The sequence below is a fragment of the Streptomyces sp. NBC_01591 genome (assembly GCF_035918155.1).
GTDB lineage: Bacteria > Actinomycetota > Actinomycetes > Streptomycetales > Streptomycetaceae > Streptomyces.
Map to the genome: position 1 here is coordinate 4,033,147 of NZ_CP109327.1, position 16,868 is coordinate 4,050,014.

Consider the following 16,868-nt stretch of genomic DNA (forward strand, 5'->3'; position numbering starts at 1 on the left):
GTGAGTCCTGAGGCTTCCACAGAGCCGCCTTCGGGATTCGAACCCGAGACCTACGCATTACGAGTGCGTTGCTCTGGCCAACTGAGCTAAGGCGGCACGCCCTGTCGCACCATGGTGCGATCAGCAGCGTCGCCAAGTCTACACAGTTTCCGGGGGTGCTCCGTACCAGCCCTACTTCGGTCCATTTCCGCAGGTCAGTGGGGAGGCGGGGGGGTCAGGAGCACTTCTTGCCCTTGGCCGGCGGGGTGCCTTCCAGGAGGTAGGTGTTGATCGCCGTGTCGATGCAGTCGCTGCCGCGGCCGTACGCCGTGTGGCCGTCGCCCTGGTAGGTGAGGAGGGTGCCGGAGGAGAGCTGGTCGGCCAGGGACTCGGCCCACTTGTACGGGGTGGCCGGATCGCGGGTCGTGCCGACCACGACGATCGGGGCCGCGCCCTTCGCCTCGATGCGGTGGGGGGTGCCGGTGGGCGGGGTCGGCCAGTGGGCGCAGTTCAGGGCGGCCCAGGCGAAGGCCTTGCCGAAGACCGGGGATGCCTTCTCGAAGCTGGGAACGGCCCGGGTGACGGCCTTGGCGTCGGCGAAGGCGGGCGGCAGGTCCAGGCAGTTCACGGCGGCGTTGGCGAACATGAGGTTGGCGTACGTGCCGTTCGGCCGGCGTTCGTAGTAGCCGTCCGACAGGGAGAGCAGGCCGGAGCCGTCGCCCTTCTGGGCGGCGGCGAGGGCCTCGCGGAGCTGGGGCCAGGCCGACTCGTCGTACATGGCGGCGATGACCCCCGTGGTGCCCAGGGATTCGGTGAGCCTGCGGGAGTCGCCGGTGTCGATCGGCCGGGCGTCGAGGTCGGCGAAGAGCCGCTTCAGACGGGTGGCGGCATCGGCGGTCGAGGTGGTGCCGAGCGGGCAACCCGCCTTCTTCACGCAGTCGGCGGCGAAGGCCTGGAACGCTGTCTCGAAGCCCGCGGTCTGGTCGCGGTTCAAGTCGACGGCGTTGAGCGACGGGTCCATCGCACCGTCGAGGACCAGACGGCCGACCCGGGCCGGGAAGAGTCCGGCGTACGTCGCGCCGAGGAAGGTGCCGTACGACGCCCCGACGTAGTGCAGCTTCTCGTCGCCGAGCAGGGCTCGCAGCATGTCCATGTCGCGGGCGGTCTCGACGGTGGAGACATGGGGCAGGACCTCGCCGGAGCGCTTCTCGCAGCCGCTCGCGAACTGCTTGTACGCGCCGCCCAGGTCGGTGACCTCGCCGGCGTCGTCCGGCGTCTGGTCGACCTGGGTGTAGGTGTCCATCTGCGGACCGGTGAGGCATACGACGGGCTCGCTGCGGGCCACTCCACGCGGGTCGATGGCGACCATGTCGTACCGGGCCCGGACCTGGGCCGGGTAGCCGACGGCCGCGTAGCTCTGGAGATATTCGATGGCCGAACCGCCGGGGCCGCCCGGGTTCACCAGGAGGGAGCCGATCCGCTTGCCGGGTCCGGTGGCCTTCTTACGGGCGACGGCCAGCTTGATGTCGCCGCTGTCCGGCTTCTTGTAGTCCAGTGGCGCGATCATCGTTGTGCACTGGAACCCCTCGACACCGCAGTTCCGCCACTTCAGCTGCTGCGCGTAGTACGACTTGAGCGCTGCGGGGACGGCCGGCGCGGACGATGCGGGCGCTGTGGTCGGCGAGGCGCTCGTCGAACCGCCGCTGGTGCAGCCGGAGATGAGGAGGCCGGCAGTGCCGAGCACGGTGGCCAGAATGCGGAGCGAGCGCCTGGTGTCCATCCTCGGAGCGTAGTCGCCGCGTGACGGTTCGCCCGATTCGCTCCTCGTACGGGTGAATGAGCGATCGTGAACGGGCGGGTGCGGATGGGTTGATGCCGAGGGGCGGCCGCACCCGGAGCGGGCGGTGTCAGCCCGCGCGCAGCGCCATCGTCATCGCCTCCACCGCGAGCAGCGGCGCCACATTGCGGTCCAGCGCCCGGCGGCAGGCGATCACCGCCTCTATCCGGCGCAGGGTCCGCTCGGGCGTGGAGGAGCGGGCGATGCGGTCGAGGGCGTCCTCCGCGTCCGCGTTGGCGATGGCGATCCGCGAGCCCAGCTGGATGGCCAGTACGTCACGGTAGAAGCCGGTCAGATCGGTGAGCGCCAGATCGAGGCTGTCGCGCTGCGTACGCGTCTTGCGGCGCTTCTGCCTGTCCTCCAGCTCCTTCATCACCCCTGCGGTACCGCGCGGCAGCCGTCCCCCGGCGGCGGCACCAAGCGCGGCCTTCATCTCTTCCGTCTCCTTGACGTCGACCTCCTCGGAGACCTGCTTGGCGTCATCGGTGGCGGTGTCGATCAGCTCCTGGGCGGCCTTGAGGCAGCCCCCGATGTCCTCGACCCGCAACGGAAGTTTGAGCACGGCGGCGCGACGCGAGCGGGCCCGCTCGTCGGTCGCGAGGCGGCGCGCCCTGCCGATGTGGCCCTGAGTGGCCCGGGCGGCGGACGCGGCCCGCTCCGGATCGATGCCGTCACGCCTGATCAGGACGTCGGCGACCGCGTCGACCGGGGGTGTGCGCAGCGTGAGGTGACGGCAGCGCGAGCGGATGGTGGGCAGCACGTCTTCGAGGGAGGGCGCGCAGAGCAGCCACACCGTGCGGGGCGCGGGCTCCTCGACCGCCTTCAGCAGTACGTTCCCCGCGCCTTCGGTGAGCCGGTCGGCGTCCTCCAGGACGATGACCTGCCAGCGGCCGACGGCCGGGGAGAGCTGGGCGCGGCGGACCAGGTCGCGGGTCTCCTTCACACCGATGGAGAGAAGGTCGGTACGGACCACCTCGACGTCGGCGTGCGTGCCGATGAGGCTGGTGTGGCAGCCGTCGCAGAAGCCGCATCCGGGTGCGCCGCCCAGGGCGCGATCGGGGCTGGTGCACTGGAGGGCGGCGGCGAAGGCCCGGGCGGCGGTGGAGCAGCCGGAGCCCGGCGGCCCCGTGAACAGCCAGGCGTGGGTCATCTTCGACCCCGGAGGGACCGATTCCCCCGCGGAGTGGGCGGTGACCAGCGCATCGGCGTCCCGGGCGGCGGCGCCGAGCTGCTCCTGCACCCGGTCCTGGCCGACCAGGTCGTCCCATACGGTCATGGGTCACCGCCCTTCCGGTGGTGTGCGCGCTGCGCGGCCGTCGTGCGGTGCCGCCGCGCAGCTCTGATGTCACTGCTTGCCGCTGCTTGTCGATCCGTCCGGATTCCCCGATCCGACTCCCATTGTGGGGGACGGCTCTGACAATCCCGGCAACAAGGCGGTCCGGCGGCAACCGGACCGCAGCCCCCCGGTCCGGCTGCCGAGCAGGGCCGGGCCGGTACTGACCGCCCGACAGCCGTCACGGATCAGCGACGCGGGCGGCGTCCCCGGCCCGAGCGGCCCGGGTCCCCGTCGTCGTGCTGGTCGCGGTGATCGCCCAGCAGCTCGTCCGCCAGCGTCGGCAGATCGTCCAGCGGGGTCTCCTCGGCCCAGTCGGGACGAGGACGGCGGGCGACGCGCTCCTCGCCCTCCCAGTGATCCTGGGCCGGCTGCTGCGAGGCACCCGTGTGCGGATCGCCGATCTGCGGAAGCTCGCGGGTGCGCTCGTTCTCGCTCTCCGGTACGGAGCCCGCCGGGCGCTCGTCGCGGAACATGCCCCGCGGAATCCGGTCCGCCGGATCCGCGTCCCGCACCGGAGGAAGGACCGCGGTCTCGTCCGCCGCACCGGGCCGCTCCGACCGGTCCTGGATCTTGGGGATCATCGCCGTCTCGGCGTCGTCGGAGGACCTGGACGTGCTGTCCGGCGCGGGCACCTGCTGCGTCACGTCGTTCGGGTTGACGATCGGCGTCGGCACGGTGATCTCGTTCTCCGGTACGGACGCCGCCGCAGCGGCCTCCGCACGGGCCTTCTCCGCCGCGGCGGCGGCCTCGGCCTCCGCACGCCTGCGCGCCTCCTCGGCCCGCAGCAGCGCCTCTTCGGCCTTGCGCTGCTTCTCCAGCCGCAGCGCCTCGGCCTCCCTGCGCAGCCGCGCCTCCTCCTCGGCCTGCCTGCGCAGCCTGGCCTGCTCGGCCTCACGGGCCGCTTCCTCGGCCTCTCGCCGGACCCGCTCCTCCTCGGCCACCCGGCGGGCTTCCTCGGCCCGCTGCCGGGCCTCCTCCGCCTGGCGTTCGGCCTCGCGCCGGCGGGCCTCCTCCAGCTCGCGGGCCTTGCGCTCCTCCTCCTCGGCACGGAGCTTGGCGAGCTGTTCCTGCCGCTCGCGCTCCAGCCGCTCCTCCTCGGCCTTGCGGGCCGCCTCTTCCTCGGCCTTGCGCCTGGCTTCCTCCTCGGCGGCCTTGCGCGCCTCCTCCTGGGCCTTGATCTCGGCCTCGGAGAGCGGAAGGAGCTGGTCGAGCCGGTGGCGTACGACCGTGGTGATCGACTCCGGGTCCTGGCCCGCGTCCACCACCAGGTAGCGGGTCGAGTCGGCCGCGGCCAGCGTCAGGAAGCCGGCCCGCACCCGGGCGTGGAACTCCGGCGGCTCGGACTCCAGCCGGTCGGGGGCCTCGGTGAACCGTTCCCGCGCGGTCTCCGGATCGACGTCCAGCAGCACCGTCAGGTTGGGTACGAGCCCGCTCGTCGCCCAGCGCGAGATCCGGGCGATCTCGGTCGGGGAGAGGTCGCGGCCCGCGCCCTGGTAGGCCACGGACGAGTCGATGTAGCGGTCGGAGATGACGATCGCGCCGCGCTCCAGCGCGGGGCGGACGACCGAGTCGACGTGCTCGGCGCGGTCGGCGGCGTACAGCAGTGCCTCGGCCCGGTTGGACAGCCCGGCCGAGGACACGTCGAGCAGGATCGAGCGCAGCCGCTTGCCGACCGGCGTCGCGCCCGGCTCGCGGGTGACGACGACCTCGTGGCCCTTGGCGCGGATCCACTCGGCGAGCGCCTCGACCTGGGTGGACTTGCCCGCGCCGTCGCCGCCCTCCAGGGCGATGAAGAAGCCGGTCGCAGCGGGGGCGACGGCCGGGTCGCCGCCGCGCAGCGCCTCACGCAGATCGCGGCGCAGAGGTACCCCGGAGCGGTCGTCCGTCTTGGCGAGGACGATCACGGCGACCGGCAGCAGCAGGGCGCCGATCAGCATCAGGGCGAAGGCCGCTCCACCGTGCTCGAAGACGAAGTCGCCCGAGACCAGCCGGTGGGTGCCGATCGCGGCGGCCAGCAGCGGGCCCGCGAGCGCGCCGATCGCGATGAGGACCCGTACGACGGCCTGGAGGTGCTCGGTGGTCCTGGCGCGGCGGAACTCCTCGGTCTCCTGGTCGACCAGGACATGACCGGTGTGGGCGGCGACGCCCGCGGCGTAACCGGCGAGCACCGCGATCATCAGCACGGTCGCCGTGTCCGGCACGAGGCCCATGGCGAGCAGCGCGATGCCGGTGACGGCGGTGGCGAGTGCGAGCAGCCGGCGCCGCGACAGGGTGGGCAGCACCTTCCCCGCGGTCCGGATGCCGACCCCCGTGGCGCCGGTCAGGGCGAGGATCAGCAGCGCGAAGGTGACGGGTCCGCCGCCCAGGTCGGCGGCGTGCAGCACCGAGACGGCGGCGGCCGCGGCGATGGCCCCGGCGACCGCGGCCGATGCGCCGACGACCAGCGGGACGGCTCCGGTGCGGCCCTTGTCGGGTCCGCTGCCGGTCGACGGCCGCCGCAGGCCCTCCAGCGGCGAGCGCGGGCGGGGGGTCTGCGTACCGGGCAGTTCCAGGAAGTACAGGGTGGAGATCGACGCCGAGAAGAGCCCGGCCGCCACGTACGAGCCGAGGGCCGCCTGGTGGATCGAGAACCACTCCAGGCCGGAGCCCAGCAGGTTGCCGACGAGGGTGGCGATCAGCAGCACGGCCGCCGCCGCCGGGATCGCGGCGAAGTCGGTACGGATGGAGAGCCGGCGCAGGGCGTCGAGGTGGTCGGGCAGCGGGCGCACCGCGGCCCCCTCGGGGGGCGGGGCGGGCAGCAGCGCGGGGGCGGCGCCGTCCTTGGCGACCGTCCACAGGCGTTCGGCCGCGCCGACGACGAAGACGGTGATGAGGATCATCATGAGTGCCTTGTCGGGCATCCAGTCGATCCACAGCGGCGCGACGACCAGCAGCGCGAGCCGCAGCCCGTCCGCCCCGATCATCAGCCACCGCCGGTCCAGCGGTCCTCCGGGCGCGGTGAGCGTCGTCAGCGGCCCGAGGAGTACGGCTCCGAAGAGCAGGGTGGCAAGGATCCGGGCACCGAACACCGCGGCCACGGCAAAGGCCGCGCCTCGGTACCCGGCTCCGAATGAGCCCTCAAGGACCGCCGCTTGCAGCGACATCAGCACCAGCACGAGAAGGGCGAGGGCATCGCCGGTACTGCCGACGAGCTGCGCGCTCCACAACCGCTTCAGCGGGGGAACACGCAACAGGGCTCGTACGGCGCGCTCGCGTGAGTCTGCGGCAAGTGTGTCGGAGGTGGGGCTCACGACCGTTGGCTGCTCGGCTCGCGTCATCCGCCCAGCCTATCCGGAGCGGTGGGGTCCCCGGAGGCCCCGCCCGAACATACGGGCGCCCGATCACACCCTCCCCGGCCCACCAGGCACTCCCAGCCCGATATCCGGCGCTTCCGCTTCCGCCCGACGCCCCGCCCTTTCCAGCCCCTCCCGCACTTCCAGCCCCTCCGGCGTTTGAGGAGCGGGGGTCCGGGGGCAGAGCCCCCGGTTACGGGAAGGGGCGGGCAGGGGAACAGCCCCGCCGCACCGGTCCACCTCACCGGCACTCCCGCCCCGAGACCCGGCACGCCCCGCCCCACCCCACCGGACCCCACACAAACGCCGGAGGGGGCTGGAACACCCAGCCCCCTCCGGCGTACGCCACGCGACGCGTCCCGCTCAGGTCAGTCCTCCACGGACGCCGCAGTCGCCTTCTTCGTCGCAGCCACCTTCTTGGCGGTCGTCTTCTTCGCAGCCGTCGTCTTCGCGGCCGTCGTCTTCTTCGCCGCGGTCTTCTTGGCCGCCGTGGTCTTCTTGGCGGCGGTCTTCTTCGCGGTCGCCGCGGTCTTCTTGGCCGGGGCCTTCTTCGCCGTCTTCTTCTTGGCGGGCCCCTTGGCCCGCTTCTCGGCGAGCAGCTCGAAGCCGCGCTCCGGCGTGATGTCCTCGACGCTGTCGCCGGTCCGCAGGGTCGCGTTGGTCTCGCCGTCGGTGACGTACGCGCCGAAGCGGCCGTCCTTGACCACGACCGGAGCCCCGCTCACCGGGTCCGTGCCCAGTTCCTTCAGCGGCGGCTTGGCGGCGGCCCGGCCGCGCTGCTTGGGCTGGGCGTAGATCGCGAGGGCCTCTTCGAGCGTGATGTCGAAGAGCTGGTCCTCGGAGGTGAGCGAACGCGAGTCCGTGCCCTTCTTCAGGTACGGGCCGTAGCGGCCGTTCTGCGCGGTGATCTCGACGCCCTCGGCGTCCTCACCGACGACACGCGGCAGTGACATCAGCTTGAGCGCGTCGGCCAGCGTCACCGTGTCCAGGGCCATGGACTTGAAGAGCGAGGCGGTCCGCGGCTTCACCGCGTTCTTGCCGGTCTTCGGGGTGCCCTCGGGCAGCACCTCGGTGACGTACGGGCCGTAGCGCCCGTCCTTGGCGATGATCTGGTGCCCGGTGACCGGGTCCGCGCCGAGCTCGAAGTCGCCGCTCGGCTTGGCCAGCAGCTCCTCCGCATACTCCACGGACAGCTCGTCGGGCGCCAGGTCCTCCGGCACGTCCGCGCGCTGGTGGCCCTCGGCGTCCTTCTCACCGCGCTCGATGTAGGGCCCGTAGCGGCCGACCCGGAGCTTGATGTCGTTGCCGACGGGGAAGGAGGAGATCTCCCGCGCGTCGATCGCACCGAGGTCGGTGACGAGCTCCTTCAGACCGCCGAGGTGGTCGCCGTCGCCGTTGCCCGCGTCGGAGGCCGCACCCGCACCGGCCGTGTCGTCGGCGCCCGCGCCGAAGTAGAAGCGCTTGAGCCACGGCACGGCCTGGGCCTCACCGCGCGCGATGCGGTCGAGGTCGTCCTCCATCTTCGCGGTGAAGTCGTAGTCGACGAGCCGGCCGAAGTGCTTCTCCAGCAGGTTGACCACGGCGAAGGAGAGGAACGACGGGACGAGCGCCGTGCCCTTCTTGAAGACGTATCCGCGGTCCAGGATCGTGCCGATGATCGACGCGTACGTCGACGGGCGGCCGATCTCGCGCTCTTCGAGCTCCTTGACCAGCGAGGCCTCGGTGTAGCGGGCCGGCGGCTTGGTGGCGTGGCCGTCGACCGAGATCTCCTCGGCGGACAGCGCGTCGCCCTCGGCGACCTGCGGGAGACGCCGCTCGCGGTCGTCGAGCTCGGCGTTCGGGTCGTCGGCGCCCTCGACGTACGCCTTCATGAAGCCGTGGAAGGTGATCGTCTTGCCGGACGCGGAGAATTCGGCGTCCCGGCCGTCGCTCGCCCGCCCGCCGATCTTGACGGTGACGGAGTTGCCGACCGCGTCCTTCATCTGGGAGGCGACGGTCCGCTTCCAGATCAGCTCGTAGAGCCGGAACTGGTCGCCGCTCAGGCCGGTCGCCGCGGGGGTGCGGAAGCGGTCGCCGGAGGGGCGGATCGCCTCGTGCGCCTCCTGCGCATTCTTGACCTTCCCGGCGTACGTGCGCGGCTTGTCCGGCAGGTAGTCGGCGCCGTAGAGCTGGGTGACCTGCGCCCGGGCAGCGGTGACCGCGGTGTCCGAGAGGGTCGTGGAGTCGGTACGCATATAGGTGATGAAGCCGTTCTCGTACAGCTTCTGCGCGACCTGCATGGTGGCCTTGGCCCCGAAGCCCAGCTTGCGGCTCGCCTCCTGCTGGAGGGTCGTCGTACGGAACGGGGCGTACGGGGAGCGGCGGTACGGCTTCGACTCGACGGACCGTACGGCGAACGTGGCGTCGGCGAGCGCGGCGGCCAGGGCCCGGGCGTTCGTCTCGTCCAGGTGCAGCACCTGGACGGAGCCGGACTTCAGCTGCCCGTCCGGACCGAAGTCGCGGCCCTGGGCGATGCGGCGGCCGTCGACGGCGCTGAGTCGGGCGGCGAGAGTCGACGGGTCGGAGGCGTCACCGGTGCGGCCGGTGGCAAAGGTGCCGTTGAGGTCCCAGTACTCGGCGGAACGGAAGGCGATGCGCTCGCGCTCCCGCTCGACGACGAGACGGGTCGCCACGGACTGGACACGGCCGGCCGACAGGCGCGGCATGACCTTCTTCCACAGGACCGGCGAGACCTCGTAGCCGTAGAGGCGGTCGAGGATACGGCGGGTCTCCTGGGCATCGACCATGCGCTGGTTGAGCTCGCGCGGGTTGGCGACGGCGGCCCGGATCGCGTCCTTGGTGATCTCGTGGAACACCATCCGGTGGACCGGGACCTTGGGCTTCAGGACTTCCTGCAGGTGCCACGCGATGGCTTCGCCCTCGCGGTCCTCATCGGTGGCGAGGAAGAGTTCGTCGGACTCGGCGAGGAGCTGCTTGAGCTTCCTGACCTGGGCCTTCTTGTCCGCGTTGACGACATAGACGGGCTGGAAGTCATGCTCGACGTCGACGCCGAGCCGACGGACCTCGCCGGTGTACTCGTCCGGAACCTCTGCGGCGCCGTTCGGCAGGTCGCGGATGTGCCCGACGCTCGCCTCGACGACGTATCCGGGGCCGAGGTAGCCCTTGATCGTCTTCGCCTTGGCAGGCGACTCGACGATGACGAGTCGGCGGCCGCCCTGTGCGGTCTCGCTGGTCGGGGACAACTTCGCTCTTCTCTCCGGTCGACGCTCGGTGGGCATCCGGGCAGCGCTATGACGCTGCCGACGGTGCTGTCGCTGCGGAGTGTGACGGTACAACCCGCCCCCGTGTCAAACGGCAAAAGCCCGCAACGGCCACTCGAACGGTAACCCGACTTCCGCCATTCCTGCCGCCCGGACCGCCCGGTCCGCCGTGTACGCGGTCGCTGCCTGCGGGTTTCCGGGTGATGTGGCGGCGCTGCGGGCGTCGGCGGTGGGCTGCGTACGGTCCGGGCGTGTTCCCCGCCACTGCCTGCCGTGCCCCGCGGGTTCCCGGCCGGGCCGGTGGGCTGCGGATCAGATGCGGCCGGTGGGCTGTGGATCAGATGCGGGTGAAGCACCACACGCCGAGGACGAGAAAAAGTACGCCGAACACAGTGGCGAGAGCGGCGGAGGCGACGGGGCTCACACCGTGCGCCACCGGCGCACGGTGCAGCACGCGCGCCCCCGTCCACAGCAGCAGCGCAGTGCCGAACAGCGCGAATGCCGCTCCGGCGAAGACCGCAGGTCCGCTCTCCATGCCCGTACGCCTCCCTGTCCCTGCCCGGCCGGGGCGTGTGCCGTCCGGCCAGGGGGAGGCTGCCACCCCCGGGCGTCGCCGATGCGAACCCCGGGTGAATGGCCGGATTCGCCCGCCTCCGCCTCCGCCTAACGAACGCGGGACGGACACCGCGGGCGGGGACCGGACCACGGTCCGGCCGGCGAGCCGTCCCGAGCACCGCCGGGAGTGCCACCCGGAGCCCCATCCGGAATCCGCCCCCTCCGCGACGCGCCCGCGGCTGCGAGCCCGAAGCCGCTGCTCGCGAGGCCCTTCCGTACGTACGGCAGTACGCGCCCGAACGGGAACGGAGCCCGGGAAGACCGGCAGCACCACCGGACCTGCCGGGCCGGGTCGGTGCCGATCAGCTCGCCGAAGGAACCGGCTCCAGGAAGCCCTCCTCGACCAGCAGCCGGATCGCCTGCGGGGTCCGGTCACGCAGCAGTACCGGGTCCTCGTTCATCAACTGGGCGATCGCGTCCAGGATCCGGCCGGCGGGCAGCGTCCCGTCGCACACGCCTGCGAAGCCGGCACCGACGGCGTCGACCTTCGTCGCACGCCGCATGCCCCGGTTCTGACGGAGCACCACATGTTCCGGGTCCTCCGCGCCCGGCAGGCCGACCTGCTCCTGCACGACCTCGGCGGCCAGGGTGAAGTGCCCGGCCAGGAGCGCCGCGTCGTCCTGCTCGCGGAGGTAGTCCTGACGGGCGAAGTGGGCCTCGACGGCCGGTCCGAGCGGCTGCTCCACCGCGTGCGGCCACTCCTCGATGACAACGGACGGATTGCCGGCGGCGGCTGCGGCGGACTTGCGCAGGGTGATCCAGCCGAAGCCGACGCCCTTGGTCTTGCGGGCCTCGAACTCGTCCAGCCAGGCGTCGTACCGCGCGGCGTACTCGGCGGGGTCCGTACGGTGATCGCCGCTGTCGCGCAGCCACAGCTCCGCGTACTGCGTGACGTCCTGGACCTCGCGCTGCACGATCCAGGCGTCGCAGCCGTACGGAACCCAGGAACTCAACCGGTTCTGCCACTCCTCGCCCTCGACGTGCTGCCAGTTGGCGAGGAAGTGGGCGTATCCGCCCTCGTTCAGCCGGTCGCCCGTCTGCTGCACCAGGGTCCGGCACAGGTCGTCACCGCCCATGCCGCCGTCGCGGTAGGTGAGGCGGGCGCCGGGCGAGATGACGAACGGGGGGTTGGAGACGATCAGGTCGTACGTCTCGGTGCCGACCGGTTCGTACAGAGAGCCCTGGCGCAGCTCGGCCGGGGCGACTCCGGACAGCGCGAGCGTCAGCCGGGTGAAGTCCAGCGCACGCGGGTTGAGGTCGGTGGCCGTGACCCGGGTGGCGTGCTGCGAGGCGTGCAACGCCTGGATGCCCGAACCCGTACCGACGTCGAGCGCGGAGGCGACAGGCGTACGGACGGTGATTCCGGCGAGCGTGGTGGACGCCCCGCCGACGCCGAGGACCACGCCCTCCTCGCGCGAACCGACGCCGCCCGCACCGCCGACGGCGCAGCCCAGGTCGGACACGATGTACCAGTCCTGCCCCTCGGGCCCGCTGTACGGCCGTACGTCGACCGTGGCCCGCACCTCGTCGCCTACGTGTGTCACCCAGCCGTCCTCGACGCACTCGGCCAGCGGGAGCGCGGCACGGGCCCGCTCGTACGGCACGGGGCGCTGGAGCAGGAAGAGCCGCACCAGCGTGTCGAGCGGGGAATCGCCCCGGGTGGCACGCAGCGCCGGGACCGTCTCGCTCCGGGCGAGTGCGGCGTAGGCGGGCGCACCGAGCAGGTCGAGGAGCCCGTCGGCGGTGAAGGCGGCGGCAAGCAGGGCTTCGCGGAGCCGGGGCGAACGGTCGGGCACGGGGAGACTGGTCGTACTCACCCACCCATTGTGGCCGCTCCCACTGACAACGGCAGCGGCCCGGCGCCCATCGGGGGCAGCCGGGCCGTCCGTGCGACCTGTCGCCGGCGCGGCAGGCCATCGGCGCCACCGGTCCTGCAGCCAGACCGGCCGCGCGTCACAACAACCGCTGCTGCCGCCCGATCACGACTTTTTGCTGGGCGAGGCGGACGGCGCCGTGGACGCGGACGGCGACGTGGCGGCCTTCGGCGGCACCGAGGCCGTCGGCTTCTGGCAGCCCTTCTGCTTCGCCATCGCGGTGCCGACCTCGCCGGACTGAAGCTTCTTCAACGCCTCGTCACCACTGGTGCTGATCTTGTTCAGCTCGTCCGCGATGCCCTTGAGTCCATCGGCGAACTTCGCCTGGTCCTTCGTTTCGAGGGCATCGACCTTCTTCTGCAGGTTCGCGTACGCCGCGGAGGACGCTTCGAGCTCCTTCACGGCCTCCTTCTGCGTGGTCTCACCGCCGTCGACCGGCGGCGGGCCCGCGGAGTCGACTGCCGCGCCCAGTGCCTTGTACGCCTGCGAGATCTGCTGGAAGGCGGCCGAGTCGGTCTTCTGGACGTCGGCGGGCTTGCTGTTGTCCGCGGTCTGCTGCTGGATGGCGGCGTTGGCGTTCGCGATCTTCTGGAGCTGGGGCTGGACCTGGTCGCAGACCTTCTTGGCCCAGTCGTTCACCTCGTCGCTGTTGTCGTCGCTGCTGCAGCCCGACAGCGTAAGTACCAGTACCGCACCGCCGGACAGCGCGGCCGCAAGCTTCTTGTTCACCGGATCGGTCCCTTCCAAGGCTCTCGGCCCCGGAACTTACACGGCGAGCGCCCTCCGTCCGGGTGCCGGGCGTCCGATGAGTGGCCTTTTGTAGCCATTTGCACCAAGGGAAATGAGGGAGATACAACTCACCCGCACAGCCCTCGCCGCTCGGAACACGTGCACGAACAAGCACACGAACGGAGTACGGATCGGCTGCGGTCCGACGGCAGACCGGCGCCTCGGCCGGGGTTCGACCGAGATGCGGCGGAGATGCGGCCGGGCGGACGAAGCATCAGAATGCCTCGCCCGCCCGGCCATTGATCTGCGGTCGGCTATGTGTCACCGCACCGCCCAGGCCGCCGTTTCACGAAACGGCGGCCTGGCCCGGTGACTTGACCGGCCTGTCTCCTCCTCCGTCCCCCTCCCCGTCCCCGTCCCCGTCCCCGGGATCTTCACCGTCGCCCACGGCGATTCCGCGCCGCTTGGAGACGTGGACCGCACCGACGATGACTCCGACGGCGAGCGCCGCCACCACCGCCCGCACGCCGACGCTCGCGTCCTGCCCGTAGCTGAACTGCACCACCGCCGGCGCGATGAGCAGGGCGACCAGGTTCATCACCTTGAGCAGAGGGTTGATCGCCGGCCCTGCCGTGTCCTTGAACGGGTCGCCGACCGTGTCACCGATGACGGTCGCGGCATGGGCGTCGCTGCCCTTGCCGCCGTGGTGACCGTCCTCGACGAGTTTCTTGGCGTTGTCCCACGCGCCACCGGAATTGGCGAGGAAGACCGCCATCAGGGTGCCGGTTCCGATGGCGCCCGCGAGATAGGAACCGAGCGCTCCGACACCGAGCGTGAAGCCGACGGCGATGGGCGCCAGGACGGCCAGCAGGCCGGGTGTGGCGAGCTCGCGCAGGGCGTCCTTGGTACAGATGTCGACGACGCGCCCGTACTCCGGCTTCTCGCTGTAATCCATGATCCCGGGATGCTCGCGGAACTGCCGCCGCACCTCGTAGACCACGGCCCCGGCGGACCGCGACACCGCGTTGATCGCGAGTCCGGAGAAGAGGAAGACGACCGCGGCACCGAGGATCAGGCCCACCAGGTTGTTGGGCTGCGAGATGTCCAGGCTGAGCGTCATCTCCCCGGCCTTGGCCCCCACGTCGTCGACCGCCGTGGCGATCGCGTCGCGGTACGAACCGAAGAGCGCCGACGCCGCCAGGACGGCGGTGGCGATGGCGATGCCCTTGGTGATGGCCTTGGTGGTGTTGCCGACGGCGTCCAGGTCGGTGAGGACCTGCGCGCCGGCGCCCGTGACGTCACCGGACATCTCGGCGATGCCCTGCGCGTTGTCCGAGACCGGGCCGAAGGTGTCCATGGCGACGATGACACCGACGGTGGTGAGCAGCCCGGTCCCCGCCAGGGCCACCGCGAAGAGCGCCAGCATGATCGACGTACCGCCGAGCAGGAAAGCCCCGTAGACGCCCAGGCCGATCAGCAGCGCCGTGTAGACGGCGGACTCCAGACCGATGGAGATACCGGCGAGTACGACGGTGGCCGGACCGGTCAGCGAGGACTTGCCGATGTCCCGGACGGGGCGCCTGCCGGTCTCGGTGAAGTAGCCGGTCAACTGCTGGATCAGGGCGGCCAGCACGATGCCGATGGCGACGGCGACCAGGGCGAAGATCCGCGGGTCGCCACCGTGCGAGGTGATGGCGCCGTCGGTGACACCGTCCAGATCCGCGTACGAGGACGGCAGGTAGACGAAGACGCCCACGGCCACCAGCACCAGTGAGATCACCGCGGAGATGAAGAATCCGCGGTTGATGGCGGTCATTCCGCTGCGGTCGGTGCGCCGCGGGGCGACTGCGAAGATCCCGATCATCGCGGTGACCACGCCGATCGCCGGAACGATCAGCGGGAAGGCCAGCCCTGCGTCACCGAAGGCGGCCTTGCCGAGGATGAGCGCGGCGACGAGGGTCACGGCGTACGACTCGAAGAGGTCGGCCGCCATTCCGGCGCAGTCACCGACGTTGTCGCCCACGTTGTCGGCGATGGTGGCGGCGTTGCGCGGATCGTCTTCCGGGATGCCCTTCTCGACCTTGCCGACGAGGTCGGCGCCGACGTCCGCGGCCTTGGTGAAGATGCCACCGCCGACCCTCATGAACATGGCGATCAGCGCGGCACCGAGACCGAAGCCCTCCAGCACCTTCGGGGCGTCGGCGGCATAGACGAGCACGACACAGGACGCGCCGAGCAGGCCGAGGCCCACGGTGATCATGCCGACCACGCCACCGGTACGAAAGGCGATCTTCATCGCCTTGTGCGAAACGGCGGTGAGATCTTTTTCCGGCTCTCCTTCCGCCGGAGTCGCCTCACGCGCAGCAGCGGCCACACGGACATTGCTGCGTACGGCGAGCCGCATCCCGATGTATCCGGTGGCCGCCGAGAAAAGCGCACCCACCAGGAAGAACAACGAACGGCCCGCGCGCTGCGACCAGTTGTCGGCCGGTAGCAGCAGAAGCAGGAAGAAGACCACGACGGCAAAGATGCCGACGGTGCGCAGCTGCCGTGCCAGATAGGCATTCGCGCCTTCCTGGACGGCAGCCGCGATCTCCTTCATGCGGTCGGTGCCCTCGCCGGCCGCCAGTACCTGGCGCACCAGCAGTCTGGCGACGACCAGGGCAGCGACGGCGACGACCGCGACGACGATCACGATGACGCGATTGTCATCGGTGAGAACCGCGGCCGCCAGAGAAGTGGATCGGCCGGAAGGTGCAAAGAATGCGGAATCTTGCGCCGGTCCTGCCAGTGGGGTGTTGAAGAACTCCGCCATACGTCCTCCTTGACGCTCAGCGCTCAAGACGTGGACGGATTGTAGGGAGCGGGAGCTGATCAAAACAGTGCGCGGTAAATGCAATTGACCTTCATCGGCCGATCAATAAATGATCGACCTACCGGATCGACCCGAATGCAGTAATGGGGCAGGCACATTTTCCGTAGATCATTGATCACGAATAAAAGAAAAAGGCCCTGCTCAGCAGGGCCTCGAAAGACGGATCAAGAAATGGATCGGGAAGGGATCCGGGCTCCGGGATCCGGCCGGACCGGGATGGGTGGGCCGGGACGGGCGAGGGACGAACGGGCCGCCCACGACGCCTGCTGGCGCCCGTGACGCCTCAGGGGAGCATCGTCATTGCAGCGCGGTCACGGGCGTCTTCGGCCAGCTCATGCGGATCACTCCGCCGTTGGCTCCCGATCTGACTTCCACATCATCGACAAGACCGCTGATGACCGCGAGACCCATCTCGTCCTCGCCGTCGGCGTCGCTCTCGTGATCCGGCTCATCCAGCCCAGCACCGGGCGTGGCGCCGCGTGTCGCGGAGGCTCCGGCGGGTCCGCCGAGACCGGGGTCGGCCCCAGGTCCGGGCACCTCGTCGGCGACCTCGACGGAGAAGGACTTCTCCTCCTCGATCAGGGCGACGGAGACAGGAGCGGTGATGCCATGGCTGCGATGCAGCCCGACTGCTCGGCTGCAGGCTTCACCGACAGCGAGTCTGACCTCGTCGAGCACGGCTTCATCGACCCCTGCCCGGCGCGCCACGGCGGCTGCCACGAGGCGGGCCGTCCTGACGTGTTCGGGCTGGGCACTGAAGCGGAGTTCAACGGTGGCCATGCGATCCCCCTCAGACGTACGGGCGTGCATCCCAGGGGCGCCCGGGCGCGCTGCCCGGCGTCCCTGCTCTTCTTCCGGAACCGACGTACAGCTGTCGGCCGACGGACTGCCGAACGACAGACCACCGGCCGAACCGGCCGCATCACGTCGAACACCGGCCGGTCGGGTTGTCCGGCCGGTCGGGGCGCCGGTCACCCGGCTCCCCGATGTCCGATCGCCGGTCCTGCCAGCTGCCCGACCGGCCGATCGGC

9 protein-coding genes and 1 tRNA gene are annotated in these 16,868 nt (G+C 71.0%); all 10 read right to left on the reverse strand.

Annotated features, from left to right (window positions below):
- Window positions 1–22: 22 nt before the first annotated feature.
- A tRNA-Thr gene (locus OG978_RS18695) sits at window positions 23–96 on the reverse strand.
- A 118-nt stretch (window positions 97–214) separates the two neighbouring features.
- On the reverse strand, window positions 215–1,759 hold the full coding sequence (locus OG978_RS18700; RefSeq protein WP_326766333.1) for an alpha/beta hydrolase: 1,545 nt from the start codon (window positions 1,757–1,759) through the stop codon (window positions 215–217).
- Window positions 1,760–1,886: 127 nt separating this feature from the next.
- Window positions 1,887–3,092: a DNA polymerase III subunit delta' gene (locus OG978_RS18705; RefSeq protein ID WP_326766334.1), complete on the reverse strand. Its 1,206-nt coding sequence runs from the start codon at window positions 3,090–3,092 to the stop codon at window positions 1,887–1,889.
- A gap of 245 nt (window positions 3,093–3,337) precedes the next feature.
- A complete protein-coding gene (gene tmk, locus OG978_RS18710) occupies window positions 3,338–6,469 on the reverse strand; it encodes a dTMP kinase (protein ID WP_326766335.1) in 3,132 nt (1,043 codons plus the stop codon).
- A 383-nt stretch (window positions 6,470–6,852) separates the two neighbouring features.
- Window positions 6,853–9,726 carry a type I DNA topoisomerase gene (topA, locus tag OG978_RS18715; protein WP_326766336.1) on the reverse strand — a complete coding sequence of 958 codons (2,874 nt, stop codon included), beginning with the start codon at window positions 9,724–9,726 and terminating at the stop codon, window positions 6,853–6,855.
- Window positions 9,727–10,081: 355 nt separating this feature from the next.
- Window positions 10,082–10,279: a hypothetical protein gene (locus tag OG978_RS18720; protein WP_326766337.1), complete on the reverse strand. Its 198-nt coding sequence runs from the start codon at window positions 10,277–10,279 to the stop codon at window positions 10,082–10,084.
- A 382-nt stretch (window positions 10,280–10,661) separates the two neighbouring features.
- Window positions 10,662–12,176, reverse strand: a complete 1,515-nt coding sequence (locus tag OG978_RS18725) for a class I SAM-dependent methyltransferase (protein WP_326766338.1) — start codon at window positions 12,174–12,176, stop codon at window positions 10,662–10,664.
- A 162-nt stretch (window positions 12,177–12,338) separates the two neighbouring features.
- Window positions 12,339–12,962 carry a small secreted protein gene (locus OG978_RS18730; RefSeq protein WP_326766339.1) on the reverse strand — a complete coding sequence of 208 codons (624 nt, stop codon included), beginning with the start codon at window positions 12,960–12,962 and terminating at the stop codon, window positions 12,339–12,341.
- A 346-nt stretch (window positions 12,963–13,308) separates the two neighbouring features.
- A complete protein-coding gene (locus OG978_RS18735; RefSeq protein WP_326766340.1) occupies window positions 13,309–15,777 on the reverse strand; it encodes a sodium-translocating pyrophosphatase in 2,469 nt (822 codons plus the stop codon).
- 357 nt (window positions 15,778–16,134) lie between these two features.
- Entirely contained in the window at window positions 16,135–16,617 is a 483-nt protein-coding gene (locus tag OG978_RS18740; protein ID WP_326766341.1) for an ATP-binding protein, read from the reverse strand.
- Between the last annotated feature and the right edge of the window lie 251 nt (window positions 16,618–16,868).